Genomic DNA, 26,057 nt, shown 5'->3' with positions numbered 1-26,057 from the left:
CAAGATGGTATGAGTCCGCAAGAAAAGCGGGCAGCGGTATCTTTGGCCGGGATTTTCAGCACTCGGATGCTCGGCCTGTTCATGATCCTGCCGGTATTTGCCATTTATGCCGAGCATTTGAGTGGTTCGACGCCGATGTTGATCGGCCTGGCGATTGGGATCTACGGCCTCACACAAGCGGTGTTTCAGATTCCCTTTGGCCTATTGTCTGACCGTTTCGGACGCAAGCCAATGATTTACATCGGCCTGATCATTTTCGCGATTGGCAGTGTGGTGGCGGCGCTGTCCGATTCCATTTATGGAGTCATTCTTGGCCGTTCGATCCAGGGTGGGGGCGCGATTGCGGCGGCGGTGATGGCCTTGGCGGCGGACCTGACGCGTGAGGAACACCGCCTCAAGGCGATGGCGATCCTGGGCGCCTCGATGGGGATGTCGTTTTCGGTGGCGTTGGTCATGGGGCCGGTGTTGAGCGGCTGGATCGGTGTCCCAGGCATCTTCTGGACCACGTCGGTACTGGCCCTGGTGGCCATGGTGTTGCTCAAGTTATGGGTGCCAGACCCCATCGAAAGCCGCTTCCGCCGCGATGCACAGCCGGTGCCAGCGCAATTCAAACAGGTGCTGGGTGATGGCCAGTTGATGCGCCTTAATTTCGGCGTTTTTGTCCTGCACCTGATTTTGACGGCCAGTTTTATCGCTGTGCCGCTCTCGCTACGTGATGAAGCCGGCATCGGTACCGAATATCACTGGGCTGTCTATCTTGGCGTGATGTTGGGTGGGATCGCCCTGATGGTGCCCTTTATCATTGTCGCCGAGAAACGGCGGCGGATGAAGCAGGTGTTTTTGATCGGCATCACTCTGCTGATGCTCGGTCTGTGGGGATTGGATCTGTTGCGTCATTCGGCGTGGGGGATCATCGCCGCCTTGCTCGTATTCTTCACCGCCTTTAACCTGCTGGAGGCATCGCTGCCGTCGCTGGTGGCCAAGATGGCCCCCCCGGACAAGAAGGGCACGGCAATGGGAATTTATAGCAGTTCCCAGTTCCTGGGAGCCTTTTGTGGCGGTGCCTTTGGCGGCATGATTTACGGCACCATCGGTGCAGGCGGGATCTTCGTCTTTAGTGCCCTGATGGCGGCCTTGTGGCTGTTTTGGGCCGCGACCATGCGTAATCCACGTTACCTCAGCACCCACATGCTCAAGGTGGGTCCCGTGAACGAGGACGAGGCACGTCATCTGGAGGCGCAGTTGGCGCAGGTGCGCGGGGTGGCGGAAGCGATCGTTATCCTTGAAGATGGTGTGGCTTATCTCAAGGTCGATAACCATGCCCTGGATAAAGAAGCACTTAGCCGTTTTTCGGTGGTGCGAGGCGAAATGGCCGTAACCAGCACCTAGTGGTTCTCGGCGAAAACGGCATAAATATGGTAGTCTGAGCCACACAACCCGGAGAACAGTTTAGGAGTAGATCATGGCAAAAGGGGTAAACAAAGTCATTTTGGTGGGGAATCTGGGTAAAGACCCAGAAGTGCGTTACATGCCCAGCGGCGGCGCCGTGACCACGGTCACGATCGCAACCAGCGAATCCTGGAAAGATAAGCAGACCGGTGAACAAAAAGAGCGTACCGAATGGCACAACGTCGTTTTTTATAACCGTCTGGCTGAAATCGCCGGTGAATACCTGAAGAAGGGCTCGCAGATTTATATCGAAGGCAGCCTGCGTACAGAGAAGTATGAAAAAGACGGCGTGACCAAATATAGCACCAAAATTATCGCCAACGAAATGCAGATGCTCGGTAGCCGGAGTGGCGCGGGCGGTGGCGCTGGTGGCAGTAGCAGCGACTTTGGTAGCAGCAGCGCGCCAGCCAAGGGACAGTCATCGTCGGCACCGGCTGCAGCCGGCGCAGGATTTGACGACTTTGATGATGACATCCCGTTCTAGGGACTACCTATCTTAAACTTGTAAACATTAACCCGGTAGGACTTGTTCTTACTGGGTTTTTTTATTGTTTACGTGTTTGCCGCAGGGTTTGTGTTGGTCGTGATAGGGGATACTATGAAATTATTATAACCAGCAGTGCGTTTGCTCCTTGCGCCTGCATGTTGAGGATTCAGGGTCCGGCATTGAGTCATCGATGATAAACAAGCCAAGTATTAAAACCATCACGGTTAAAAGTCTGATCAATGTCTTGTTGACCCTGGCGATTGCGCTGCTGTTGATCACTGCGTTTAACTTTCGTGCCCTTTCCACGAAGGCTATTAAGAACCAGGCGCTGGCCCATGCTGAACTGGTCAAGGCGGGACTGACTGCCCACATGAAAGCGGGCGTCATGGAGCAGCGTGATTACTATCTGGAAGAGATCAGACAGCTGCATCAGATCATATCGCTGAATGTCATTCGTGGCGATGCCGTGTCGAGGCAGTTTGGTCCAGGTAAAGACTTGGAGCAAGTGCCGGACCCCGTCGCTAGGCGGGCATTTGATGCCAAAGCGCCGGTTTTTATCCTCAATGAGTTTTCGGTCAGGCCAACAGTCCGTGTCATCATTCCCTACATCGCGTCACAGAGGGCCGCATTGAACTGTCTAGCCTGTCATATGGTGGACGAGGGAACGGTGCTGGGTGCGGTGGATATTGAGCTGGATGTCACCGAATATCGCAATCACTCGCTGTGGGTCATGGCGGGCCTGGTGTTGTTGTCGATACTGGCGTTCATCCTTATCTTTGTGAATACTTCGCGTACCATCAGTCATTATGTCCAGCAACCGCTGGAAACGCTGATCGACAACGCCATGACCGCCTATAAGAAACAGCAGCCGATGAGTCCGGATCGATTTGAGACGCGCGAGTTTTCGCATGTGGCGGATGAAATCAATCTCTTCAACTCGGAGATTATCGCCCATCAGGACATGCTCAAACAAAAGAATGAAGAATTGATCGCGCTGAATGATGAAATCGAGAGCACCCTCCGTGAGACGGTCTACACCATGGGTGTCATTGAGGAAAAACGCTCCAAAGAGACAGCCAATCACACGAGGCGTGTCGCGCTTTATTGTCAGCTGCTGGCGCAAAAACTGGGATTGTCTCCCAGTCAGGTGGATCTGGTGACTGCAGCTTCGCCGCTGCATGATATAGGTAAGCTGGGAATTCCTGATGAAGTGCTGTTGAAACCCGATCGCCTCACCGAAGCTGAACGCAAGATTATGATGAATCATCCTGCCATTGGCTATGCCATGCTCAAGCACTCCCAGCGCGATATTCTGGTGGCGGCAGGAGTGATTGCGCATCAACATCATGAAAAGTGGGATGGTAGTGGTTATCCCCAAGGGTTGGCTGGTGAAAATATTCATATTTTTGCGCGCATCAGCGCGCTTGCCGATGTCTTTGACGCGCTCTTTTCGCCGCGCGTCTACAAGGAGAAGTGGCCAATTGAAGAGGTGAAGTCATGGATCAGCGGGCAGACTGGCAAGCATTTCGATCCGCAGCTGGCAGCCATTTTTCTGGATAATGTCGATGAATTTGTGGCGATCTATGATCGCTATCCCGTCGATAAAGAATCGTTAATGTAGTGGTCAATTCGTAAAATAAGGAGATAACTGTGGCAAAGGCATCGGCAAGGCATTTATTAGTGAATACCGAAACGCAGTGTAATGAGATCAAGGCACAGATCGAGGCAGGGGCCGCCTTTGCCGAGATGGCGAAAAAATTCTCCACCTGTCCCTCCGGACGTGATGGGGGCGACCTCGGTGAATTCAGTCGCGGCATGATGGTGCCGGAGTTCGACACAGTGGTTTTCAGTGCGCCGTTGAACGTGGTGCAAGGCCCGGTGAAGACCCAGTTTGGTTACCATTTATTGGAAGTGACCAGCCGCAGCGAGTGATCAATACGGGTTTACCCCCGATTCATAAAGGGGTGGTCTGGGCATGGCTAATATTTCTTGATGATCAGGGGTGCGGTATGATGCTGGGATATACTGCGGATAGCGAGCGTATCGGTTTTCTGAAGCAGCGACCGTTCGCTTTGATGGCCATAACTGAAAGATAGGACATAATGAACCTGCACGAATATCAAGCCAAACAATTATTCGCCGAATATGGCGTTCCTGTGCTGAAAGGCGCTGCGGTCAAGACCGTCGCCGAGGCCGAAGCCGCCGCCAAGACGCTGGGGGGCAATGGCTGGGTGATCAAGGCCCAGGTCCATGCCGGTGGTCGTGGCAAGGCCGGTGGTGTGAAACTGGTGAAGAGTGTGGATGAACTCAAGGCGGCGGCCCAGAAATATCTGGGATCGCGCCTGGTCACGCATCAAACCGATGCCAAAGGCTTGCCGATCAATACGGTTTTGATTGAATCGTTGTGCGATATCGCTAAAGAGTTGTATGTCAGTCTGATGGTGGATCGTAGTAGCGAGCGTGTGGTGATCATGGCCTCGGCGATGGGCGGTATGGATATCGAGGAAGTGGCCGCCAAGCAGCCTGAGGCGCTGATCAAAATTGTGGTCGATCCGGTGGTAGGGTTGATGCCCTATCAATGTCGCCAGATCAGTTTTGGCATGGGCCTGCCGGTCGAGTTGGCTGGACCGATGACCAAACTGCTTACCGGCCTATACAAGATGTTCATCGAAAAAGATTGCAGTCTGGTGGAGATCAATCCGCTGGTGATTACCAAAGCCGGTGAACTGTTAGCGTTGGATGCCAAGGTGGGTATCGACGGCAGCGCATTGTATCGTCAGAAATCGGTGGCAGCGATGCAGGATGCGTCGCAAGAAGATCCTACCGAACACGAAGCGGAACAACACGGTTTAAATTACGTTACCCTCGACGGCAACATTGGCTGCATGGTCAACGGTGCCGGTTTGGCGATGGCGACTATGGATTTGATTAAACTTCACGGCGGTATGCCTGCCAATTTTCTCGATGTCGGTGGTGGTACCACGGCTGAGAAAGTGGCCGAGGCTTTTAAACTGATTCTTGCCGACAAGAAGGTGAAGGCAGTGTTGGTCAATATCTTTGGCGGCATCGTACGTTGTAACTTGATTGCTGAAGGCATTATCTCTGCCGTAAAAGAAGTTGGCGTTACGATTCCTGTGGTGGTGCGGCTTGAGGGCACCAACGCTCAGCAGGGACGTGAATTACTGGATAATAGTGGTTTGGCGATTGCCAGTGCGCTTGACCTGACTGATGCAGCGCAGAAGGTTGTTGCTGCTTCAAAAGGAGGCAAGTGAGATGTCAGTGCTGGTTAATAAAAATACCAAAGTTATTTGCCAAGGGTTCACCGGAAAACAGGGTACGTTCCATTCCGAACAGGCGATCGCCTATGGCACCAAGATGGTCGGTGGTGTGACGCCGGGCAAGGGTGGCCAAACACATTTGGGATTGCCGGTGTTCGATACCGTGCATGATGCCGTGAAAGCTACTGGCGCCGATGCGACGATGATTTATGTACCCGCCGCCTTTGCTGCCGATGCGATTCTTGAAGCCGCGGATGCCGGCATCAGCGTGATTGCCTGCATCACCGAAGGTATTCCGGTGCAGGATATGCTCAAGGTGAAATATGCGCTGGCAGGCAGTGCTTCGCGCTTGATTGGCCCGAACTGTCCGGGCTTGATTACACCGGGCGAATGCAAGATCGGCATCATGCCGGGTAATATTCACAAGCCGGGCAAGATCGGTATCGTCTCGCGTTCTGGCACATTGACGTATGAAGCCGTGTTTCAAACGACTAATAATGGTTTGGGACAGAGCACCTGTATCGGTATCGGTGGCGATCCGATTCAAGGTACGGATTTTATCGATTGCCTCGAACTGTTCCAGGACGATCCGCAGACCGAAGGTATCGTCATGGTGGGCGAGATTGGTGGTATGGCCGAAGAAGCAGCGGCTGAATACATCAAGGCGCATGTCACCAAACCTGTAGTTGCTTACATCGCGGGGGTTACCGCACCGCCGGGTAAACGCATGGGGCATGCGGGTGCGATTGTCGCCGGTGGCAAGGGCACGGCCGAAGAAAAATTCAAGGCACTGGCTGCGGCCGGTGCGCATGTGGTTCGCTCGCCAGCGGAGATCGGCAAGCGCATGGCGGAGGTTTTGGGCGGTTATTAACCCGGCCCCTAAACACATTGTGATAAAACTCCTTCCCCTTTTAGGGGGAAGGTAGGGATGGGGGTAAAATGTTCGAAAGTAACAGGTACTCCACCCCCACCCTGGCCCTCCCCCTGCAATGGGGAGGGAACTTGATCTTCATTATTTTATTACTGAGTTAATAGTTTGTTATGACGCAACGTCTGCGCATCATTCTCGCTCAACTTAATCCCCTGGTCGGTGATATCGCGGGTAATGCCGCCAAGATCATCGCTGCCGCCGAGCGGGCACGTGATGAGTTCAACGCGGATCTAATTCTGTTCCCTGAATTGTGTCTCACCGGTTATCCGCCTGAGGATTTGCTGTTACGTCCCGGGCTTTATCGCCGTGTCGCCACGGCGATGAAACAGCTGCAAGATATCCGCGGAATCGCGCTGGTGGTGGGCTATCCGGAAAAAACTACTCAAGGCGTATTCAATAGCGCCGCATTGATTGCCGACGGGAAAATCCAGGCCAATTATCGCAAGCAATCTTTGCCCAACTACAGCGTCTTCGACGAAAAACGTTATTTCGAAGCATGCACTGAGTCATGCGTGATTGATTTTAAGGGCGTTCCTGTTGCGCTATCGATTTGCGAAGACATGTGGCACCCCGGCGTCATGGCGCAAGCAAAAAACCGTGGCGCCAAATTGATGCTCAATCTCAACGCCTCGCCGTTTCATCTCAATAAAGGATTCGAGCGTGAAGCCACCATGCGTCAACGGCTGCAGGAAGGTGCGATACCGATTGTGTATTGCAATCAAATCGGCGGTCAGGATGAGTTGGTGTTCGATGGCGAGTCTTTTGTCATGGATGCCGATGGCGCGGTGGTGATGCGTGGCCAAGCCTTTGTCGAAGCGCTTTATCCTGTCGATTTCGAGATCGGCGCACAAGTGATCGCCGTACCGGGTGTGATTCATGCACCGATGTCGGAAGAGGCTAGCGTTTATCAGGCAATTGTCCTCGGCGTGCGTGATTATATTGAGAAAAACGGCTTCAGCGGCGTGGTGATCGGCTTGTCTGGCGGTGTCGATTCCGCATTGACGCTGGCGATTGCCGTGGATGCCATCGGTGCTGATCGAGTTGAAGGTGTGCGCATGCCGTCACGCTTTACTGCCGAGATGAGTCTTGAAGACGCCATGGTTGAGGCTAAGGCATTAGGCGTGGAATGCCACACGATTTCAATCGAACAAGCCTTTCAGTCATTTTTGAGCATGCTGCAGGAAGAGTTTGCCGAATTTTCCGGGCGTCCCTGGGATACGACAGAGGAAAATATTCAGGCCCGTTGCCGTGGAATTTTGTTGATGGCCATTTCCAACAAGAAACGTAAGATCGTACTCACTACGGGCAACAAGAGCGAAATGGCGGTGGGTTATGCTACGCTTTATGGCGATATGGCGGGCGGCTACGCGCCGATTAAAGATGTACCCAAGACTTTGGTCTATCGTCTGGCGCGCTATCGTAACTGTATCTCGCCGGTGATCCCGGATCGGGTGTTGGAACGGCCACCGTCAGCAGAGTTGGCGCCCAATCAAAAAGATGAGGATAGTCTGCCGCCGTACGATATTCTCGATCCGATCATCGAGATGTATATTGAAAAGGATATGTGTGCCGAAGATATTATCGCCGCCGGTTATGACGAGGCAATGGTTGACCGCGTAGTACAATTGGTGAATCGTAACGAATACAAGCGGCGACAGGCGCCGCCGGGAGTGCGCATCAGCCGCCGTGCTTTTGGCCGCGACCGGCGTTATCCGATCACTTCGGCGTATAAATAGGCTGACAGGTTGCCGAAAGATGCTTTATTGTTCCTTTCTCCTCCGGCGTAGAGGCGGGTTTTAAACCCGCCTCTACCTATACCTGAAAACAAACAAAGGGGTACCTTATGAAAAAAATCGAAGCAGTGATTAAGCCCTTCAAACTGGATGATGTGCGTGAAGCACTGTCGGAAATCGGCGTCACTGGCATGACTGTGACCGAGGTAAAAGGTTTTGGCCGGCAAAAAGGGCATACCGAACTGTATCGGGGTGCGGAATACGTGGTCGATTTTCTGCCTAAAGTGAAAATCGAAATTGTGGTGGCTGCAGAACAGTTGGATCGTTGCGTCGAAGTGATCGCTGAAGCGGCTCGAACCGGCAAGATCGGTGACGGCAAGATTTTTGTCACCACGGTGGAGAGAATTGTCCGAATTAGAACGGGTGAAGAAAACAAGGACGCAATCTAGCGTCCGTAGGGGCGATTCACGAATCGCCCATGCAGGAGATTACTGTTATTCAGCGATACGCCTAACAACTAAATTTGCTGCATGTTCGTAGGTATTCTGTTGAAAACTAAAAAAATTCCTTGAGTTTTGGCTTGAAAGGACGAAACATTAACTGGGGTGTCTATCACGTGGGCGATGAAGCGCCATGAGCCAGCAAAAAGCACAGAATACATTGGATAAATTGTTAAAAAACAGTTACTTGTACGGCGGGAACGCCGTCTTTATCGAGCAGCTTTATTATCAGTTTTTAGATGACCCCAATGCGGTGGAACCGGTTTGGCGGTCATATTTCGAATCGCTGCAACAGGAACCCGGTCCGCTGGCAGCGGATGTCAATCACGATCAGGTCCTCAAGAACTTCCTTGCGCTCTCCCGTTATGCCCCCGTAGTGGCAGGTAGTGGGGTCGCCGCCGCCGAGAGCAAGCAGGTCGCCGTCCTGCAATTGATTAATGCCTATCGTGTGCGTGGTCATCAACAGGCCAAGCTTGATCCGTTGGGTTTGCAGGCACAACAACCGTTAGCCGAACTTGATCCCGTGTTCCACGCCCTGACAGAGTCGGACATGGAGACTGTCTTCAGCACGGGTTCGCTGGCCGGGCCGCCCCAGGCTTCCTTGCGGGAGATTGTGAGTCATCTCCAGGATACGTATTGCCGTCACATTGGTGCGGAATACATGCATATTTCGGATACTGCGCAAAAACGCTGGATCCAACAGCAATTGGAAGGCGGTCGCGGAGAGCCCAAGTTATCGCCTGATTTCAGACGCCATATTTTGCGCAAAGTCGTGGCGGCAGAGGGGCTGGAGCAATATCTACATACCAAATATGTAGGGCAGAAGCGCTTTTCGCTGGAAGGTGGCGAGAGCCTGATTCCGTTATTGGATGAATTGGTTTGGCGCGCCGGAAGCCATAAAGTAAGTGAAGCAGTGATTGGTATGGCCCACCGCGGCCGTCTCAATGTGCTGGTCAATATCATGGGCAAGAATCCTGCTGCATTGTTCCAGGAGTTCGAAGGTGTTTTTGAACACGCGGCCAATGTCGGGGGTGACGTCAAATATCACCAGGGATTTTCTTCCGATATGAAAACGCCAGGTGGTGTTGTACATCTGGCATTGGCGTTCAATCCTTCGCATCTGGAGATTGTCAATCCCGTGGTCGAAGGTTCTGTGCGAGCGCGCCAGCATCGCCGTCGCGATCTGGATGGTAGTCAGGTGTTGCCGGTATTGATCCACGGCGACGCAGCGTTTTCGGGCCAAGGCGTGGTGATGGAAACTTTGCAGATGTCGCAGGCACGGGGTTACACCACTTGTGGTACCGTGCATATCATTATCAACAACCAGATTGGTTTTACCACCAGTAACCCGCTCGATGTGCGTTCGACCATGTATTGCACCGAGGTCGCGCGCATGATCCAGGCACCCATTTTCCATGTGAATGGCGATGATCCCGAAGCGGTGATTTTCGTGACTCAAATGGCGCTTGATTATCGGCTCAAGTTCAAGCGCGATGTGGTGATCGATCTCGTCTGTTATCGTCGTCATGGTCACAATGAGGCCGATGAACCATCGCTGACGCAACCAGTGATGTACAGCGCGATTCGGCCGCATGCCACGACGCTGAAGCTTTACTCGCAGCGTCTGATCGATGCCGGTGTGCTGGCGCAGGCCGATGTCGATGCCTTGATCAAGGAATATCGCGATATGCTCGATGCAGGCAAATTGGTGTCGCGCGAAATTGTGTTTGGTGTCAAAAATGAATTTGGTGTTGATTGGGCTCCGTACAAGGGCAAGGACTGGACCGAAGCGGCAGATACCACTGTCCCGCTGGCAGTGATCCGCGAATTAATGGAGAAAACGAGCGTTTTCCCACCGGATTTCGATGTCCATCCGCGCGCGCTCAAGGTGGTGGCCGATCGTCTGAAAATGGCGGCGGGCGAGCTGCCGCTGGATTGGGGCTTTGCCGAGATTATGGCCTATGCCACCTTGTTGACTGAAGGGCACCCTGTGCGCTTGTCGGGACAGGACAGCGGTCGTGGTACGTTCTCGCATCGTCACGCCGTGTTTCATAATCAAAAACGGCGCGAAGCCTATGTGCCTTTGCAAAACCTCAGCGACGATCAAGGTCATTTCCGCGTCATCGATTCGCTGTTGTCGGAAGAGGCGGTGCTGGGTTTTGAATACGGTTACGCAACGACATCACCCAATTCACTCGTACTCTGGGAGGCGCAGTTTGGTGATTTCGCCAATGGTGCCCAGGTTGTCATTGATCAATTCATCAGTGCCGGGGAAGTGAAGTGGGGTCGGCTTTGTGGCTTGGTGTTATTGTTGCCGCACGGTTACGACGGTCAAGGCCCGGAACATTCGTCTGCACGTCTTGAGCGTTATCTTCAGCTGTGCGCGGGAGACAACATTCAAGTCTGCTATCCCACGACACCAGCGCAAATGTTTCATATGTTGCGCCGGCAAATGGTGCGTCCTTATCGCAAACCACTGGTGGTGATGACGCCCAAGAGTTTATTGCGCCATAAACTATCGACATCCTCGGTAGAAGACCTGACCAAGGGCGGCTTTAATGTGGTGATTGATGAGGTTGACCCGATTAAACCAGCGCAGGTGAAGCGAGTGGTATTCTGTAGTGGTAAGGTCTATTACGATTTGCTGGAACAACGGCGGACGCAACAACTTAAAGATATCGCCATCGTCCGTATTGAGCAGCTTTATCCGTTCCCGGAAGAAGCTGTGGCCAAGATTATTAGCCGCTATAGCAAGGCGCAGGAATATGTCTGGTGTCAGGAAGAACCGCAAAATCAAGGGGCGTGGACCTTCATTCAAGCCCTGTTGAGAATGCAGCTGGAAGATAAAACGGATCTTTATTATGCCGGTCGCGCACCTTATGCCGCGCCAGCAGAGGGGCATTTGAAAACGCATCTCGCCAATCAGGCGGAGCTGGTGCAGGCAGCGCTTAGCGGAAAGGCTAAGGGTGTGATTTTGCGTGCGGCCGGTTAATGAACAAGGGAGCTGATTATGCTGATTGAAGTCAAAGTGCCGGTATTATCCGAGTCTGTGTCAGACGGCGTTCTGGCGCGCTGGCGGAAAAAATCAGGCGAGGCAGTCGCTCGTGATGAACAGTTGGTCGATCTGGAAACTGATAAGGTCATGCTGGAAATTGTCGCGCCCCAAGATGGGGTGTTAAAAGAGATTAAGAAGGTTGATGGTGCTATCGTGGTCAGCAATGAAGTGATCGCGATTATTGATACTGAAGCCAAAGCCGCTGCCAAGAGCACGGGGAAAAGCGACACTAAATCCGCGAAAGCAGAAACCAAGCTTGCTGCGCAAGCGGCCGCCAATACTGATTTGAGCCCAGCAGTCCGTAAAATGGTAGCTGAAAATAAATTACAGTCAGAGAAAATTGCCGGCACCGGCCGTGATGGACGCATCACCAAGGAAGATGTGATTAAGCATCTTGATGAGGCCAAGAAACCTGCGGAATCAATACCAACACCACCACCGGCTATGGTACAGATAGGGGCGGGTGGGCGCCCAGAACAGCGGGTGCCGATGACACGCCTGCGTGCACGCATTGCTGAGCGATTAGTAACAGCGCAACATACTGCCGCCATGTTGACATCATTTAATGAAATCAACATGAAGCCGGTCATGGATCTGCGTGCGAAATATCAAGAGGCATTTATTAAAAAATATGACATTAAACTCGGTTTTATGTCGTTCTTTATTCGTGCCTGTGCCGAGGCGTTAAAGGAATATCCGATCATCAATGCCTCGATCGATGGCAGTGACATTATCTACCATGGGTATTATGACATTGGTGTCGCGGTGAGTACCGAACGCGGGCTGGTGGTGCCGATTATTCGCGATGCGGATCGCATGTCCATCGCGCAATTGGAACAGTCGGTGGTCAATTATGCCAAAAAGGCACGCGACGGCAAGCTGGGTATGGATGATTTGAGCGGTGGCACGTTCAGTATTACCAATGGCGGTGTGTTTGGGTCGTTGATGTCGACCCCCATCCTCAATCTGCCGCAAAGCGCGATTCTTGGCATGCACAAGATCGCGGATCGGCCAGTGGTGGAAAATGGTCAGATTGTAATTCGGCCCATGATGTACGTAGCGCTGTCTTATGACCATCGCATTATCGACGGTCGTGATGCGGTTTCATTCCTGGTGCGTATCAAGGAAGAGTTGGAAGATCCGGCGCGTATTCTTCTGGAAGTATAAACGCAGAGCGCGCTGTGCGCACCCTGCAGTGGGAGGAAACATGGATAAGTTCGACGTGGTGGTCATTGGTGGTGGGCCAGGCGGTTATGTCGCGGCGATCCGTTGCGCACAGTTGGGAGTTAAAGTCGCCGTTATCGATAAATGGCTGGGGCCGGATGGCAAGCCCAGCCTCGGCGGTACTTGCCTCAACGTCGGCTGTATCCCTTCCAAGGCCATGCTTGATTCTTCACATCATTATCATCGTCTGCAACATGAGTTCGCGCAGCACGGCATCAATGTCAAAAATGTCAGTCTTGATATCAAACAGATGTTGGCACGTAAGGAGGCGGTGTGCCGTACTTTGACTGGCGGTATCGCCATGTTATTTGCCAAGCACAAGATTAGCTGGTTACAAGGGCATGGCAGCCTGCTTGGTGAACGCAAAGTAGAATTTACTCCGCATAAGGATGGCAAAAAATCTACTGCAGTCACGGTTGAGGCGGAGCATATTATTATCGCCACAGGCTCAGTGCCGGCAGAGGCCGCTGAAACGCCATTCGACGGAAAATTTATCGTTGATTCCACGGGTGCATTGAGTTTTGAGCAAGTACCAAAACGCTTGGCGGTGATCGGCGGTGGTGTAATTGGTTTGGAGTTGTCTTCAGTTTGGAGCCGGCTCGGATCAGAAGTCAGTATTTTTATTCGCCGCGAACGGTTTTTGCCTAATGTCGATCAACAGCTTGCCGATGCCGCGCATAAAATTCTTGGTGCTCAGGGTTTGGATATTCGCCTGGGCGCACGTCCGGTCAGCGCCAAGGTAAATAAAAATCAAGTCACGCTTCACTATCAGGAAAAAGGCGAAGACAAAAAACAGAATTTTGATCGTGTGTTGGTAGCGGCGGGCCGTAAACCCAATACCGATGGACTCAATGCCAAAGAAGTGGGTTTGCAACTTGATGACCGTGGTTTTATTGAGGTCGATAAACTTTGTCGCACCAACGTGGCGGGCATTTATGCGATTGGTGACGTGGTGCGCGGGCCGATGCTGGCGCACAAGGCCTCGGAAGAAGGGGTTGCTGTCGCCGAACATATTGCGGGCCAGGCAGGGCATGTAAATTATGCCACGATTCCCTGGATTATTTATACCTGGCCTGAAATTGCGTGGGTGGGCAAGACCTCGCAGGAGTTGCGCACCGATGGTGTTGATTTCAAGGAAGGTGTGTTTCCGTTCAACGCCAATGGCCGCGCTCATGCCATGGGCGATCCTTCTGGCATGGTTAAAATCGTTAGCGATGCGGTAACTGATCGTATCTTGGGTGTTCACATCCTGGGGGCGAACGCATCGGAATTGATTGCCGAAGCGGTAGTGGCGATGGAATTTCAAGCCAGTGCCGAAGACTTGGCCCGTATTGTTCACGCTCATCCTACGTTGTCCGAGGCAGTGCATGAGGCAGCGCTAGGTGTTGATAAACGTAGTTTGCATCGATAAACGCAATTCGAGCGGTCTTCGTCATTGCGCGAACTCATAACTGAGTTTGGTGATGCGGCCGCGCCAATACGGCAGCGGCTCTTCCGGCAATAGCCGTTCCCACTTTGCAAATCAGCACGCTAATCAGGAACCGTGATGGTGATACGCCTTCTGGCGTCTTCAAGTCAGTTACAACGCTGGCAAGGCCATATACCAAGAACGGCACGATGTAGATGATGGCTGATACTAAAACAATATTGAATAATACTATTTCCATTGGCACACACCTATAAAAAATAAACCTAGAACTTGCAGTCCAGCCGCTACTTCATATGTGTTGGCTAACGTTAATCTCTGCGGGTGTAATTCCCCGCAGCTTGCTGCGAAAGATTGTAGTAGGGGCGATTCATGAATCGCCCCTACGCCGCAAAGCCCAGCCTGGCGGCGTTATCATCGAGTGCAACGCCTTGTTACCTTATTCTTACTCTTTCGATTTCAAAAATTCATCAAATATCTCTTTAGGCAGATTCATCGAAGAAATATATTCAATTCTTTCATTTTGCATATCGTAAAGCTCCATTATTGGCGTCTGGTTGTATCGGTGTTCTTTAATATAGGCGCCCAGCGCCGGATAGACTTTCATTATCCCAATGAAGATCGATATCATCCCCTTGTAGGGAAATTCAGCTACCACGCTATTCGATGACGGGTATTCCCTGACGCCATATTTGCTGCTGACTTTGCTCAACTCCTCGCGAGTTTTACCTTCAACGACACAGCCAACTATGCTCCTTAGTTGGGCCTTGTCCACTTGTCGCGGATCATCATAATAAAGGCCGAAACCTTTGGTTGGCGCCAGCGAATAGTTGTTCTTCAGATCGCTACACAGTTCATTTATGACAGTTCCGACATTCTTGTAGTCCCCGATATGCTTCTTGTAGATCAGCAAATATGGTCCGACAACTTTCTCCGAGACGCTCACCGAAGCAAATAAACCATATCGAGAAAGAACCAATAACAATGTTATGAAAACGACAGAAATAACAATTACGGTTACTTTGAAAATTTTCATTTTTGCCTCCTATGTGATTGGTATATCGCTCTGGCTGGCTGGACGCGCCTTGTTTACGATTTTGAATAAACTTGCCAGTGAGCACAAAGTATTGTGGCGGGGCAAGGTAGATGATATTTGCGATGTTTCACATCAATATCACTGAAAGGAGTACTTTGGCCGTTTATCGCTACGGATTGCGGTAAGTGCCAGAGTTCAAAATACACCTTGGCAACCTGACATTCAAGCAACATGCAAGTTGCTCATGGGTGGCTCCCATATCGAGGAAGTCAACTGGGCTAAGTTGCCATGTACTAACTTTTTGAGCTTGCTATCCCATGTCGCCACCTTTGTGTCCAGTGCTAGGCTTTAGCTGCGGCGAAGTGCCTTCCAGTCAAGGTTAAGTGATTTTTATGTGAACGAGCCGAATCTGGCATCGTGATTTCTTCCGTCATCGTTTTCCTGCGCGCTCCCACACCCCGGACATAGTTGGCGCCGCGCCAAGTTCGATGACACCTCTCCATCGGTAGGTGGTCGGCCAAGTGCGAAACGTGCGTACCACACGTGTAAAAATCTCCATGCTCAGAGGCAGATCGGACGGCTTCCAGTGCTCGGTGACATCAAGCTCGACAGCGACGCGGTCACCCTCGCGTGACACATGGTATGAGCCAGCCGTGATGGGTATTCCCGCGATCCGTATCGACCACCGCCCGGAGGCGGAGCCACCAGCGGGAAGGTCAAGCAGGTTCGGGAAGCTGGGCAGAAAATCGACTTCGACTTGACGGGGCTCTTGCCCGGCGCCGATCCGGGTGACGTTTCCCTCTGCGTCCGCGACGATCGACATCTCGTCGACTTCAGCACTCCCCGGCACGGGTAACTCCACGACCCAGGGCCGGCTCATGGGAGGGTTCAGCGTGCCGATGACGGGCCTTGCGACGTAGCGTATGAACCAGACGCGCCGCCCGTGCAAGAGTATGGGCAAAGTTGCCGGATGTAGCGCGCGATCACCGATACGCGCCTCGACCAGAGATCCTGCGCGGCGGACGAGGTCGATGTCGGGCATGTAGACAAGGAAAAGCTGGAGCGGCTTCTCGATGTCGGCACCTACAGGAGCCAGCAACGGAAAACCACGCTTCCCGGGCGCGTCCTCGCGGATGCGGAGCTCGATCTGGTGGCCCCGCGCATCGGTGAATGCCATGTGGAGATCCACGCCGCGCTCGGTGATTTCAAAGCGCGCCGGCTCGATGGTCACTTCTGCAAAGTCGCCGATGCCGGTGCCGACGACGAAGGTGCTCCTGTCGACATGGACACCCGGCTGCCAGTAGACGTCGACTCTCCCGTCCTTTCTATAGCGCAGCACCCTCATACCCTTGCCGTTGACGGCATCATCGAATACTTGCGGCTCGAATCCTTCGAATTCAGGATCGCCTTTGAAGCTGGCGACGAGGAGCCTCTCCATGCGATCGATGCCCACCCGGATTGGCAACATCACCCGGCACAGAGATCGGTCACTTGTCATCATAAGTTCACCTCTCATGCTTCTCTTCCTGAGCGTCATTGGATACCATCCGACAGCGACATGAAGACCTGCGTCCATTCATCCCGGCTCAAGCCCCCATGCTTTGGCCAAGGCGAACGATGATTACACCGGCGGAAGGGTTGATGTACAGAAACTGTCCGAGGTGGCCATTTGCCATAAAGTCGGGACGATCCTCGGCGACCAGCCACCATAGGTGCTGGTAATTCCAGGCGCTGCCGGCGCTCGTATCGATCCGGGAAGATTTCATCACCCAAGCATCAGGAACGATGCGCTGCCCGTTCCACTGGCCCTTGTTCAAATAAAGGCGGCCAAATTTGGCAAAATCCCGCGCGGTGGCAGCCAAACAACATCCGGTTTTTTCCAGTCCGTCCGGTGCATGGTCTATGCTCCAGATACCGTCATACTCCATCCCCAACGGTTGCCAGAGACGCTCCTGCATATATGCGGTGATGCTTTTTCCGTCCAGCGCGTTTAAGCGCGAGCGTCAGCAAATAGGCATCGCCCGACTTGTAAATAAACCGGGTGCCCGGCTGTTCCCGTAATCCGAGGTTCAATATTTCCTGTTCGAGTCGATCCGTGTAATAGAAGCGGACGTGCAACCCTAAAGGAAAATCGTTTTCCGCGTAGTCAATGCCGGAAGTCATTTGCAGAAGGTGCCTCAGCGTGACTGAGGCGAATCCCTTCTCCCTTAGTTCCGGGACAAAATCCGTCACTGGCTGGTCAACCGATTTCAGGTAACCGTCAGCAATGGCGCAACCCACCAAAATAGACAGGAACGATTTCGTCATGGAGAACGACAAGGATGGCGTGGTGCGATCAAAACCTTCAAGGTACTTCTCGAGTACGATCGCATCGTTCTTCACTATCAGAAAGGCGACAGTCCCGGTCGCGGGCAGCAGTTCCGAAAGCGGAACATCATGACGGTTACCAAAGTTGACCCGCAGAGGAGTATTCCCCTCATGCCCGCCTTCACGGAATCGAAATGGCAGCGGTGCGGCTGTCAGGCGGCGCTGGGGAAAGATACGGTAGTCATCGGTGCCGGAAAGGTTGTAAACGACTGTCCGGTAGACCGTCATCGGCCCGGCCGCTACGATCCACCATATCACTACTGCGGCTACCAGGGAAAAAAAGACCGCGCTATATTGTTTTATCCGTCGAGTACCCATCTCTCCTTCCCAGGCAACATTGCCGTGTTAGGCCGGGTACGGAGAGAACTGGTCTGCAACAGCCCACCACCTGCCGTTTTCTTTGACGAAGAAAAACATGTCTCGGCCTCCCATGTTGATTGTCTGTCCGCCCATATCAAAGGACATATCAAAATTGTAGGCAACCACTGCCGAGTTGCCATAGACATGGATTACCGGATCAATTTCTTCCCAGCGGTGAATGTGTGCGGCACTGGCAAAGTTTTTCCAGCCAGCAATGCAGGCGGCACCACCATCGAGACGATTACGGTCGGTAGCCGTAATGGCAACCATGTCTCGATGAAAAAAATGTGCGAGGTCGTCGGGATTGCCTTTTGTCCATGCGTCATTCATTGCACGAACAGTTGCCCAGATTTCCTGCTTTACCGAATCGTCAAATTTGATAGTCATAAAAAAATTCCTTATGTGAAATTATGGTTAGGCAGCCAAGGGGCGACGCGCTTTTGCGCCCGCTGACCGCAGAGTCAGGCTTTGAAGTACTGCTTGAATTCTGCACTTGGTTCACGCTCGGAGAAAATGTAGAGCACTACGCCATTGGGGTCTTGAATAGCGAAACCACGATCACCCCACGGATGATCTTCAAGCGGCATGACCGGTTGCAGGCCAGCGGCAATTAGCCGGTTGTGCTCGGCATCAACATCGGCAACGGAAAAGTTGTACGTGAGGCCAGCGGGATTGCAGAGCGGTTGGCCAGGTTGTGGGGACATGAATTGCAGAGTTGAGGATTCCTTGCCGAACCGGAGGTTCACATACCATCCGCAATCGAATGTGACATTGGCCCCGAAGTATCCGACGTAGAAATCACGGGACTCGACAACCTTGTCCGTAGTTATACAAGCTGATATCGCTTTTGTAAGCATGACATGCCTCCTGTGAAATCTAAAATTTTACGTTGGGGGCGCCGCGTTTTTGCGGCACCCCTCTCGAACGCAGGGTTATGTGGCTAATGCGTTGTCCCCATCCCTTTGTGAGCAACCAATGAGGCGAGACGTCGATCATCCTGATACTTCGTCCTGCTTGGATTTCCATCTGCCCTACAGATTGCGAGTGTGCGCAAGTCAGCAACGACCGACCACAGGGTATTAAAACGCCCCCACCACTTGTACTGACACACGAAGCCGTGCTCTCCGGAAAGGATTTTCTCGCAATAGTCCATATCAACGGCACTGGGTGGAGATTGTAAAGCTCCTAGTATTGAATCGTACCGCGTCAGCGATTGATACCAGTTTCTATCGTCCTCTTTCTCAAAGGGGAGCATCTCTGGATCCCGAAAGTTATTCGTGGCAATGATGTAAGAATTGCCTGGTTCCGGGTATCTCACAGCGATCTTCTCGGGACCAGCCTCTACGACCGCCATATTGCCGGATTGATCTGCTAAAACGAAGTTCTGCGACGTCGAGAATTTCATACTACTCAGCACATTGACGCCATCGCTGACGGAGCCGCATTTCTCAAGAATACACCGCACCGCCAGAATGAAATTGATTCCAGGTTCCGAAACTTTGCCTCCAACAAAGGTGGCACCTATAGCCAAGCCTTTCTCGTTAATGCCATCCTCACGGCCAATAAAGACATCCGACTGGCCTATGAATGCGTTGTAACCCTTTGGCACAATCAGGCTGCTTTCAATATGGCGCTTGAGTGCTTTGAGGTAGTCATGGTTTCTCGCAAAGTAGGTTGTCATTCCACTCTTGACTGCAAAGCAACTACACTTAGGCGCACTATTGGTCACGCCGATGCTTAAAATGAAACCCACCACTTGATCATAGGATGCCTTGCATCCATCAGCAAAACCCCGAATCTCTTCCAGAATTTCGGGGAAGGCCGATTTGACTGCGCGCTGGGATTCAGCAATTACCTTTGCATCGGTTTTTATGCGGGGCAGCTGCGTAATACGAAAACCCCGCTCGTATAGTAGGGCACCATAGTATTGGCCCATTTCATAGTGCGTTCCCTCAAGATTTGGCTGATGCATAGGTTATACCTCCGTATACGTGACGCTTTAGCAAGAAGCGGATCATGCCGCCCAACATCCGCTGGAATAAATTGTTGGGCATCGAACCTCATTCACTTGGCCGTCGGATCGGCCTGGATGATCCCGAAACGAAGACCGCCGGGCTCCGCACAGGTGGCATACCAGCCGATGCCGGGAATCGGCATCTTGGGTTCGATCACACGCCCGCCGCTGGCCTGCACCTTCGCGATGGCCTCATCGAGATTGGCGACCGGCACGGTAAGCTGAGTCACAGGCGTACCGCCCGCGATTGGCGCGTCTTTCAACGCTCCGATTCCCCCATCAATTCCCGGTTCACCCGCAGGCCCCGCCTGTATCCGGTAATACTCGTAGGGCATCGGGAAGCGCTCGAACTGCCAGCCGAAGACCGCTTCGAAGAACTTTCGTGCTTGACCGACATCGTGTACTGTAAGATCGAAGTAAGCAGGTTTCATATTTGCGCCCTCCATAGTTACACTACAAGACCAGCATTTCCTGCTACAACAAATTTGAAGATGCCGGAGTAATAAGCTGAATTACAGCACCCGTTGGGTCAGCGACCATACACGCTCGGCCAACGCCGGGAACATCATGTGGTGGTTCAATGATGGTGCCACCGAGTTCGCTGACGTGAGCGGCGCAAGCATCAACATCGGCGACAGCAATGAACGCTTGCCACCAAGATGGACGAGACCGTGAATAGTCGGTTGTGGGATTCATCATTCCCCCTACATCAGTGCCCCCGCAACTGAAAATTGTGTAAGGGCCGAAGGGGCCGGCATCTATTTCGCGACGGTTCCAACCGAGCAACCCACAGTAGAAGTCTCCACAGTTCTTTTGATCCGTAGTTACGAGTTGGTTCCAGAAGAATTTTCCATGTTCAGTCATATCAGGAACATTGCATCCAGATCGCTTAAAAACTTTTTTGTATCAAAAGTGGTCTGATTGACCATCACAACAGTAGCAACCCCTTTGGCCGGATATATTCTCATCTCACTGTGAAATCCGGCACCGCCCCCCTCTTTGAAGAAATACCTGATCCCTGCCAGATCGCCAATATGCCAGCCTAGCGTCATTTCGATATTTTTATTAGAGTTATTTTGTGTCTGCTGAAATAATAAATCTCTAGTCGTGTCGGATATCAGCACGGAATGTTCGCCTAGCAGGTCTTGCAGAATTCGACTGAAGGCCGATGCGGAACCAATCGCACCGCCAAAGGATGGGCCATCGAGGTAGACATCATTGATGCACAGCCAGTCGCCTTCGTACTCCCCCAACACATCGTTATTCAGCAGAAAACCTTTGACTAAATTCATCAAGGAGTATTTTTTCAGGTAGCCGTGCGCGTGATTTTCTGGGCGAACAATGGTAAAACTCAACTCCTCGGGTTTTATCATCAAGGGGGTGAGGATGTACTGGTTGACGTATTCTGGATATATTTGCTTCGCTACTTTCTCAATAATCTTTCCTAATAGCCAGTAAGCAATGTTGGAATATAAATACTTCTCGCCAGGGCGAAATTTCTGGTTCGGATTCTTTGCAAGAATTTTTTTCAGCGCCGCATTCTCATCGAAACTCACATGCTTCTCCGGTGTATGAACCCACCTTAGAGGCAATGGGTTTGAAATCCCAGATGTGTGGTTGAGCAGCTGTTTGATCGTGATGCTTGGGTCGTATGGATGATAGACATAGCTGCTCGCCCTATCATCAAGCCGAATCTTGTCAGCTTCAACCAATTGCAGTATCGCGATGGCAGTGAGCGGCTTGGTCATGGAAAAAGCCGCCATCGTGGTATTCCGATCTACCGGGACATGGTGCTTGATATCAGCCAAACCACCAGAGTATTCGTAAACCATACTTTGGGCATTTACCACGATGTACTGAATGCCGGGATTTTCCGGCTGAAGGTGTTTTTCAATTTGAGCAGATACGACCTTTTGGTTATTCAGCGATACTATTTTTTGGGCATACGCTGCATTTCCCTGAAGCAAAAACAGGGAGATCGATAATGCGTTTTTGAAATCACTCGTGACCATTGGGCAATTCACGCGTTGCATTGAGCTAAGGTTTGCGCGCCAGAAAGAAAGCAATAACCACTCCTTCAACCAGCGAGCCCGACAGCAGAATAATCAGCTCAAGAACATTCAGCAGGAGCGGCTCGCCCAGCAAGGTGTTGTAGATAAACCACTCCTGAAACAACCAGTACATAGCCCAAATCGTTAGCCCCCAGAACAGCCCTTTTTTCAGCCAGGTTTGACCAGGTAACGATGGCATGAGTACGCTGAAAAGCCAGGCATGAATGATGCTCAATATGACAAGACCCGCAACCGAGACCGGGATGTTACGTTTCGGGGTAATCTCTATAAAAAGGTGGCTTTGCCATGCCGGGTTGTAAAGTATCGACTGGATCGGCGGGCTGGAAAATAATGCACCCAATACTCCGTTGCCGATGAAGCCGCCAACGAGGCCTCCAAGCAGGATTTTCAGTGCGCTATTCTTCGTCATTTTTTCCTCCTGTAGTTAGTCACGGTTTAACTAATGGCAGTCAAAAATGCAGCTTTTTGGCTGTCCACTGGATCGAAGGGTTCGGCGTTTTCGAGGTGTCAAAAACTTGAATCTCCTGCTTTGTTTCGAGTAGTGCTGTTCGAGACGCTCTATTGGCGCATCATCATAATCATAGCCATGATCGCGACCATAACCAACATCATTATGATGACCATCAGAGGGTTCTTGATCATGTGTCTAAGCATGCCGCATTTTTGGCACTTCCCGGAGTTCGGTTGATGAACGTCAGGATACATGGGGCAAAAATAGAGTTTCTTGGTGTTTGGACTTTGATTCATTCGATGTTCCTCCCCGAATTGATACTTCGTTGTTTGAAATCGCTAGCGCTGCCCACTCGAAAGGATGGCGGCCTTTTTCTCCTCGTACTCTTGCTTCTGTATCTCGCCCTTTGCGAACCGCTCGTTCAGTATCTGCAGCGCGGAATACGTCGGATCACCCCATGAGCGGCCCGGCCTAGACGCTTGATCCATCATCTGACACGGCCCCCAATGACGATGTCCGCCGCCCGATCTGTGACCGAGAAAGAAAATGGCGACACAGATGATGATCATGAACAACATGAACAGCGGGAATATCCACCAGAATTCCCAGCCGCCGTGCCACATGTGCCAATGACCCGGCCAATCCCAGGGGGGCTGCTGCGGTTCAGCCGGCTGCGGCGTCTGCTGCGCAAATGCCAGCAATGGGTGAAACAGAGCGAAGAGGGTAAAAGTCAGGTATGCCGAGCATTTCGTTTTCATGATGATGTCCTTTCTCGATAGTTGATCATTGCCGTCCTGCGTCTATGGGTAGCGCAACACCGGCCCCACGCGGCATCACTACGCCGCACGTAAACAAAATATTAACGAAATCGCCAAGCTTGTTAAGCAGCCACTCGCTGATCCTCATTGATACGCCCATCCAGAATGCTGACCACCCGCTTTGCATGTTTGACTATCTTGGGGTCATGCGTGGCGAAGAGGAGGGTGACGTGTTGTTCTTGATTCAAGCGCTGCATGAGGCCAAGAATTTCTTCGCCGGTCTTCGAGTCCAGATTGGCAGTGGGCTCATCGGATAGCACAATGCTCGGGTTGGTGACCAGTGCCCTTGCTATGGCTACGCGCTGGCGCTGGCCGCCGCTCAGCTCCTCGGTTTTGTGTTCGGCGCGGTCGGACAACCCAACACGCTCCAGCATCGCGTAGACCCTGTCATGACGTTCCTGCTTGGGAATCTTTTGCAACACCAGCGGCAGTTCGACGTTGCCGAAAACACTCAGCACGGGGATGAGATTGAAGGACTGAAAAATGAAGCCGATCCGGTCGCGGCGGATTTTCGCGAGTGCGTGATCGCTCAGTTGGTTTACGGGCTGATCATCTATCCATACTTCGCCAGAGCTGGGCTGATCGAGTGCCCCCATCAATTGCAGCAGGGTCGATTTGCCGCTGCCTGAGGGTCCGACCAGCGCGACGAATTCACCCTGTTCGATTTCGAGCGAGGCATCGCGCAGCGCATGCACGGTGGTCTTGCCGAGCTTGTAGGTTTTGCTCACTGATTTTAGTCTGATGCTCATGTCTTAACCTCCATTAAAAGTTGGCGCCCAGCCAGAGTTCCAGCGCGTTGGACACAGTGTTGTTACCAAATTCGGTATCGCGTGTACCTTGATTGCGCAGCAGCACGATCCGCAGTTCGAAATAATCGGTGATTGCGTAGTTTCCCTGCGCACGCAGCAAATGCGAGCGGTCTCTTGCCACGAGCGCGCTTACATCCAGGGTGTAGCGCTCGCGCCACTCATCCTGGTAACGCATCAGCAGATAATCGCGGTTCATCCAGGTCACCTTGTAATCACGCGCAATCCCGGTAGCCAAGCTTCCTGGGGGCTGCAAGTCGGCAGCCTGAAAATAGTTCAGGCGTTCCGCTTTGGAATAGCCTTGGTCGTTGCGGTAATATTCGACGCCGATACTGCGCTTGCCGCCAAGGTTGAGCGTGGATCCCGCGACGGTTTGCCAGTAAACATTGTTTTTTACGGTGCTTGCGCCGGAGGTGTCGTAATAGTTGCGGTAGTTGTCGGCGAAGTGTGCCGCTTCCATGTAAACGGTGACCCCCGGATACACGTCCGCTGAGAAAGAGCCGCCCAGCATCCGTTCGTAAGCACGTCCGTCACGGTACCGTGCGCCATCGAAGTAATAGAGCGCGTAGTCGCTTTTTGCGGCGGCATGGCTCAACTTGATACCCATGCGATTCTGGTCGCTGGCGTAGTTGCGGTCATAGTTGCGCGTGGCGATCACGTCCAGCGCTTGAGCGCCGCGGGTGCGATTCACCCACAGCATCGGTTGGCCCTCGGTTTCGCGGCTCGGGTTGGTGGGGTCGCGCGGCGGCACCACCACATTGACCGGGTTGAACCCTTGCGCGTGCCCCCACACAATGCGGCGCTTGCCCAGGTTGGCGAACCAGCCTTCGCCTTTCCAGTCCACGAATAACTCGTCTACACGCCCCCCTTGGTTCGACATGCCGTACTGATCGATGTAGCTTGCGTTGGAGGCGAATCCCTTAAATAGCCAACGCCATTTCTGTGCCTCATCAAGGTGCTGGCTCAGGGTCAGCCGTGTTTCAAAAATCTGGCGCTGCCTGTCCAGCTGCATGACGCGATTTCCGGGGTTGATACGCGAGTCCTGGTTCAGGTCGTTATAGACACTCTTGAGAAACACCGAGCCTTCCATCTTGATGCGTGCGGCGCGCTGCGGCTCATCCGGCGTTGGTTTGTTGTCTTTGGTGCCGAGCACTGAGAATGGATCATCGCCCCCAAACGGGTCTGGTGCATCAGGCACGGGTTCCGCCCGGACGTTCGCCGCGAGCAGCGCGGTAAGTACGCCCATTGTCATCACGATATGAGTAGAAGTTTTCACTTGTCTGCTCACTCAGCGCTTCATCAGCGAGCTTTCGCGGAAAGTTTCCGGCGGAAAACCCGGCCCGGGTGTTTGCTTGAGGTAGCGGATCACGGTCTTCTTGTCGCGCTCCAGTACGCTGCTCATGACAAAGGTGTCCGGCCCGCTCACCTTCGGCGACGATGCCTTCATGTCCAGGCGTTTCAGCAGCTGTTGTGAAAATGTATAGTAATCACGCCGCAGCGGGAAGAAGTCGGACTTGCGCACCCAGTAGATAATTTTGGCATACGGAGTGCTCTCGTCTTTCGCCAGCAATTCGAGCTTGTAGGTTTCCACATCGCCCAGCTTTTCCGTGCCGATCAGCGTCGGCACATATTCAATGCTCAAGCGTGGAGACAGCAGATCGGTGTTGGAAAAATCGCTATTGGAGAGGCTGTTGGATTCCGATATGCGCACCGCACGGTTGATGTTCGGCAGGAACAGCCAGTAATTCCTGCGCCCCGCCTGCAACATTTTTTCGCCCTCGTTGCGCGGCGGATAGGTCGTTTCCGCCAGCACATGGTCGGTGTCCTGATATTTCAGGTTCATGCGGTAAGTCTTGCGCAGTTCGTTCTCGCGATAGACCAGCAGTTCCAGCTCGGTCGTGCTGTTCTTGAGGTTGAGGTCCCACTTGTCGTCCGCACGGTCTAGTATTTGTAAGGCGTTGGGCTCGGCATAGCTGCTGAGTGGCGCCAGAATCAGGAGAGCACCGGCAAGCAGCATGGCTCCAAATTTTTCAAGTCGTATGGTCTTCAT

27 protein-coding genes are annotated in these 26,057 nt (G+C 52.6%); 11 read left to right on the top strand and 16 right to left on the bottom strand.

Annotated elements, in window-relative coordinates:
* Nucleotides 1-9: 9 nt before the first annotated feature.
* The 11 genes from HY272_07645 (at nucleotide 10) to lpdA (ending at nucleotide 14,068) form a co-directional block, all read left to right on the top strand.
* On the top strand, nucleotides 10-1,389 hold the full coding sequence (locus HY272_07645; GenBank protein MBI3772558.1) for an MFS transporter: 1,380 nt from the start codon (nucleotides 10-12) through the stop codon (nucleotides 1,387-1,389).
* Nucleotides 1,390-1,459: 70 nt separating this feature from the next.
* Nucleotides 1,460-1,933, top strand: coding sequence for a single-stranded DNA-binding protein (ssb, locus tag HY272_07640; protein MBI3772557.1), 474 nt, complete (start codon nucleotides 1,460-1,462; stop codon nucleotides 1,931-1,933).
* 847 nt (nucleotides 1,934-2,780) lie between these two features.
* Nucleotides 2,781-3,557 (top strand): HD domain-containing protein, encoded by a 777-nt coding sequence (locus HY272_07635; GenBank protein ID MBI3772556.1) that lies wholly within the window; start codon nucleotides 2,781-2,783, stop codon nucleotides 3,555-3,557.
* A gap of 29 nt (nucleotides 3,558-3,586) precedes the next feature.
* Entirely contained in the window at nucleotides 3,587-3,868 is a 282-nt protein-coding gene (locus tag HY272_07630) for a peptidylprolyl isomerase (protein MBI3772555.1), read from the top strand.
* A gap of 170 nt (nucleotides 3,869-4,038) precedes the next feature.
* The gene (gene sucC / locus HY272_07625) at nucleotides 4,039-5,208 is read left to right on the top strand and encodes an ADP-forming succinate--CoA ligase subunit beta (GenBank protein ID MBI3772554.1); all 1,170 of its coding nucleotides are present in this window, start codon (nucleotides 4,039-4,041) and stop codon (nucleotides 5,206-5,208) included.
* A 1-nt stretch (nucleotide 5,209) separates the two neighbouring features.
* Entirely contained in the window at nucleotides 5,210-6,085 is an 876-nt protein-coding gene (gene sucD / locus HY272_07620; GenBank protein MBI3772553.1) for a succinate--CoA ligase subunit alpha, read from the top strand.
* Nucleotides 6,086-6,255: 170 nt separating this feature from the next.
* The gene (locus HY272_07615) at nucleotides 6,256-7,881 is read left to right on the top strand and encodes an NAD+ synthase (GenBank protein MBI3772552.1); all 1,626 of its coding nucleotides are present in this window, start codon (nucleotides 6,256-6,258) and stop codon (nucleotides 7,879-7,881) included.
* Nucleotides 7,882-7,988: 107 nt separating this feature from the next.
* Nucleotides 7,989-8,327, top strand: a complete 339-nt coding sequence (locus tag HY272_07610; protein ID MBI3772551.1) for a P-II family nitrogen regulator — start codon at nucleotides 7,989-7,991, stop codon at nucleotides 8,325-8,327.
* Nucleotides 8,328-8,511: 184 nt separating this feature from the next.
* Nucleotides 8,512-11,370, top strand: a complete 2,859-nt coding sequence (locus HY272_07605; protein ID MBI3772550.1) for a 2-oxoglutarate dehydrogenase E1 component — start codon at nucleotides 8,512-8,514, stop codon at nucleotides 11,368-11,370.
* Between the two features lie 18 nt (nucleotides 11,371-11,388).
* A complete protein-coding gene (gene odhB, locus HY272_07600; GenBank protein MBI3772549.1) occupies nucleotides 11,389-12,600 on the top strand; it encodes a 2-oxoglutarate dehydrogenase complex dihydrolipoyllysine-residue succinyltransferase in 1,212 nt (403 codons plus the stop codon).
* A 40-nt stretch (nucleotides 12,601-12,640) separates the two neighbouring features.
* Nucleotides 12,641-14,068, top strand: a complete 1,428-nt coding sequence (lpdA, locus tag HY272_07595) for a dihydrolipoyl dehydrogenase (GenBank protein MBI3772548.1) — start codon at nucleotides 12,641-12,643, stop codon at nucleotides 14,066-14,068.
* 34 nt (nucleotides 14,069-14,102) lie between these two features.
* On the opposite strand, the gene HY272_07590 is transcribed toward lpdA, so the two are convergent.
* The 16 genes from HY272_07590 to HY272_07515 all read right to left on the bottom strand — a co-directional run bounded on the left by HY272_07590 (nucleotide 14,103) and on the right by HY272_07515 (nucleotide 26,057).
* Nucleotides 14,103-14,324 (bottom strand): hypothetical protein, encoded by a 222-nt coding sequence (locus tag HY272_07590; protein MBI3772547.1) that lies wholly within the window; start codon nucleotides 14,322-14,324, stop codon nucleotides 14,103-14,105.
* 204 nt (nucleotides 14,325-14,528) lie between these two features.
* The gene (locus HY272_07585) at nucleotides 14,529-15,119 is read right to left on the bottom strand and encodes a GyrI-like domain-containing protein (GenBank protein ID MBI3772546.1); all 591 of its coding nucleotides are present in this window, start codon (nucleotides 15,117-15,119) and stop codon (nucleotides 14,529-14,531) included.
* 430 nt (nucleotides 15,120-15,549) lie between these two features.
* Entirely contained in the window at nucleotides 15,550-16,620 is a 1,071-nt protein-coding gene (locus HY272_07580; GenBank protein MBI3772545.1) for a hypothetical protein, read from the bottom strand.
* Between the two features lie 85 nt (nucleotides 16,621-16,705).
* Nucleotides 16,706-17,077, bottom strand: a complete 372-nt coding sequence (locus HY272_07575; protein ID MBI3772544.1) for a serine hydrolase — start codon at nucleotides 17,075-17,077, stop codon at nucleotides 16,706-16,708.
* On the bottom strand, nucleotides 17,037-17,804 hold the full coding sequence (locus tag HY272_07570) for a serine hydrolase (GenBank protein ID MBI3772543.1): 768 nt from the start codon (nucleotides 17,802-17,804) through the stop codon (nucleotides 17,037-17,039). The genes HY272_07575 and HY272_07570 overlap by 41 nt, the downstream gene beginning before the upstream one ends.
* Nucleotides 17,805-17,831: 27 nt before the next feature.
* Complete coding sequence (locus tag HY272_07565; protein MBI3772542.1) at nucleotides 17,832-18,233, bottom strand: nuclear transport factor 2 family protein; 402 nt, start codon at nucleotides 18,231-18,233, stop codon at nucleotides 17,832-17,834.
* A gap of 74 nt (nucleotides 18,234-18,307) precedes the next feature.
* A complete protein-coding gene (locus HY272_07560; GenBank protein MBI3772541.1) occupies nucleotides 18,308-18,703 on the bottom strand; it encodes a VOC family protein in 396 nt (131 codons plus the stop codon).
* 83 nt (nucleotides 18,704-18,786) lie between these two features.
* Nucleotides 18,787-19,818 (bottom strand): choloylglycine hydrolase, encoded by a 1,032-nt coding sequence (locus HY272_07555; protein MBI3772540.1) that lies wholly within the window; start codon nucleotides 19,816-19,818, stop codon nucleotides 18,787-18,789.
* Between the two features lie 92 nt (nucleotides 19,819-19,910).
* Nucleotides 19,911-20,291, bottom strand: a complete 381-nt coding sequence (locus HY272_07550) for a VOC family protein (protein MBI3772539.1) — start codon at nucleotides 20,289-20,291, stop codon at nucleotides 19,911-19,913.
* Nucleotides 20,292-20,334: 43 nt separating this feature from the next.
* Nucleotides 20,335-20,724 carry a VOC family protein gene (locus HY272_07545; protein ID MBI3772538.1) on the bottom strand — a complete coding sequence of 130 codons (390 nt, stop codon included), beginning with the start codon at nucleotides 20,722-20,724 and terminating at the stop codon, nucleotides 20,335-20,337.
* On the bottom strand, nucleotides 20,721-21,872 hold the full coding sequence (locus HY272_07540; protein MBI3772537.1) for a beta-lactamase family protein: 1,152 nt from the start codon (nucleotides 21,870-21,872) through the stop codon (nucleotides 20,721-20,723). Before HY272_07540 ends, HY272_07545 begins: the two co-directional genes overlap by 4 nt.
* 25 nt (nucleotides 21,873-21,897) lie before the next feature.
* Nucleotides 21,898-22,341, bottom strand: a complete 444-nt coding sequence (locus HY272_07535; protein ID MBI3772536.1) for a hypothetical protein — start codon at nucleotides 22,339-22,341, stop codon at nucleotides 21,898-21,900.
* A gap of 380 nt (nucleotides 22,342-22,721) precedes the next feature.
* Nucleotides 22,722-23,006, bottom strand: coding sequence for an SHOCT domain-containing protein (locus HY272_07530; protein MBI3772535.1), 285 nt, complete (start codon nucleotides 23,004-23,006; stop codon nucleotides 22,722-22,724).
* 257 nt (nucleotides 23,007-23,263) lie between these two features.
* Nucleotides 23,264-23,950, bottom strand: a complete 687-nt coding sequence (locus HY272_07525; GenBank protein ID MBI3772534.1) for an ABC transporter ATP-binding protein — start codon at nucleotides 23,948-23,950, stop codon at nucleotides 23,264-23,266.
* Between the two features lie 13 nt (nucleotides 23,951-23,963).
* Entirely contained in the window at nucleotides 23,964-25,295 is a 1,332-nt protein-coding gene (locus tag HY272_07520; GenBank protein ID MBI3772533.1) for a hypothetical protein, read from the bottom strand.
* Complete coding sequence (locus HY272_07515) at nucleotides 25,296-26,057, bottom strand: outer membrane lipoprotein-sorting protein (GenBank protein MBI3772532.1); 762 nt, start codon at nucleotides 26,055-26,057, stop codon at nucleotides 25,296-25,298. It abuts the gene before it with no gap.

The sequence above is a fragment of the Gammaproteobacteria bacterium genome, from assembly GCA_016200485.1.
Classification (GTDB): Bacteria; Pseudomonadota; Gammaproteobacteria; order Tenderiales; family Tenderiaceae; genus JACQEP01.
The sequence above is the reverse complement of the archived record's forward strand: the minus strand, read 5'-3'. Positions and strand labels throughout refer to the sequence as shown.

What these genes read in the sequence shown, in the direction of transcription:
- HY272_07645 (MBI3772558.1), top strand. Translation starts at nt 10, where the DNA reads ATGAGTCCGCAAGAAAAGCGGGCAGCGGTATCTTTGGCCGGGATTTTC.
- HY272_07635 (MBI3772556.1), top strand. Translation starts at nt 2,781, where the DNA reads ATGACCGCCTATAAGAAACAGCAGCCGATGAGTCCGGATCGATTTGAG.
- sucC (MBI3772554.1), top strand. Translation starts at nt 4,039, where the DNA reads ATGAACCTGCACGAATATCAAGCCAAACAATTATTCGCCGAATATGGC.
- sucD (MBI3772553.1), top strand. Translation starts at nt 5,210, where the DNA reads ATGTCAGTGCTGGTTAATAAAAATACCAAAGTTATTTGCCAAGGGTTC.
- HY272_07615 (MBI3772552.1), top strand. Translation starts at nt 6,256, where the DNA reads ATGACGCAACGTCTGCGCATCATTCTCGCTCAACTTAATCCCCTGGTC.
- HY272_07610 (MBI3772551.1), top strand. Translation starts at nt 7,989, where the DNA reads ATGAAAAAAATCGAAGCAGTGATTAAGCCCTTCAAACTGGATGATGTG.
- HY272_07605 (MBI3772550.1), top strand. Translation starts at nt 8,512, where the DNA reads ATGAGCCAGCAAAAAGCACAGAATACATTGGATAAATTGTTAAAAAAC.
- odhB (MBI3772549.1), top strand. Translation starts at nt 11,389, where the DNA reads ATGCTGATTGAAGTCAAAGTGCCGGTATTATCCGAGTCTGTGTCAGAC.
- lpdA (MBI3772548.1), top strand. Translation starts at nt 12,641, where the DNA reads ATGGATAAGTTCGACGTGGTGGTCATTGGTGGTGGGCCAGGCGGTTAT.
- HY272_07590 (MBI3772547.1), bottom strand. Translation starts at nt 14,324, where the DNA reads ATGGAAATAGTATTATTCAATATTGTTTTAGTATCAGCCATCATCTAC.
- HY272_07585 (MBI3772546.1), bottom strand. Translation starts at nt 15,119, where the DNA reads ATGAAAATTTTCAAAGTAACCGTAATTGTTATTTCTGTCGTTTTCATA.
- HY272_07580 (MBI3772545.1), bottom strand. Translation starts at nt 16,620, where the DNA reads ATGATGACAAGTGACCGATCTCTGTGCCGGGTGATGTTGCCAATCCGG.
- HY272_07575 (MBI3772544.1), bottom strand. Translation starts at nt 17,077, where the DNA reads ATGCAGGAGCGTCTCTGGCAACCGTTGGGGATGGAGTATGACGGTATC.
- HY272_07570 (MBI3772543.1), bottom strand. Translation starts at nt 17,804, where the DNA reads ATGGGTACTCGACGGATAAAACAATATAGCGCGGTCTTTTTTTCCCTG.
- HY272_07565 (MBI3772542.1), bottom strand. Translation starts at nt 18,233, where the DNA reads ATGACTATCAAATTTGACGATTCGGTAAAGCAGGAAATCTGGGCAACT.
- HY272_07560 (MBI3772541.1), bottom strand. Translation starts at nt 18,703, where the DNA reads ATGCTTACAAAAGCGATATCAGCTTGTATAACTACGGACAAGGTTGTC.
- HY272_07555 (MBI3772540.1), bottom strand. Translation starts at nt 19,818, where the DNA reads ATGCATCAGCCAAATCTTGAGGGAACGCACTATGAAATGGGCCAATAC.
- HY272_07550 (MBI3772539.1), bottom strand. Translation starts at nt 20,291, where the DNA reads ATGAAACCTGCTTACTTCGATCTTACAGTACACGATGTCGGTCAAGCA.
- HY272_07545 (MBI3772538.1), bottom strand. Translation starts at nt 20,724, where the DNA reads ATGACTGAACATGGAAAATTCTTCTGGAACCAACTCGTAACTACGGAT.
- HY272_07540 (MBI3772537.1), bottom strand. Translation starts at nt 21,872, where the DNA reads ATGGTCACGAGTGATTTCAAAAACGCATTATCGATCTCCCTGTTTTTG.
- HY272_07535 (MBI3772536.1), bottom strand. Translation starts at nt 22,341, where the DNA reads ATGACGAAGAATAGCGCACTGAAAATCCTGCTTGGAGGCCTCGTTGGC.
- HY272_07530 (MBI3772535.1), bottom strand. Translation starts at nt 23,006, where the DNA reads ATGTGGCACGGCGGCTGGGAATTCTGGTGGATATTCCCGCTGTTCATG.
- HY272_07525 (MBI3772534.1), bottom strand. Translation starts at nt 23,950, where the DNA reads ATGAGCATCAGACTAAAATCAGTGAGCAAAACCTACAAGCTCGGCAAG.
- HY272_07515 (MBI3772532.1), bottom strand. Translation starts at nt 26,057, where the DNA reads ATGAAGACCATACGACTTGAAAAATTTGGAGCCATGCTGCTTGCCGGT.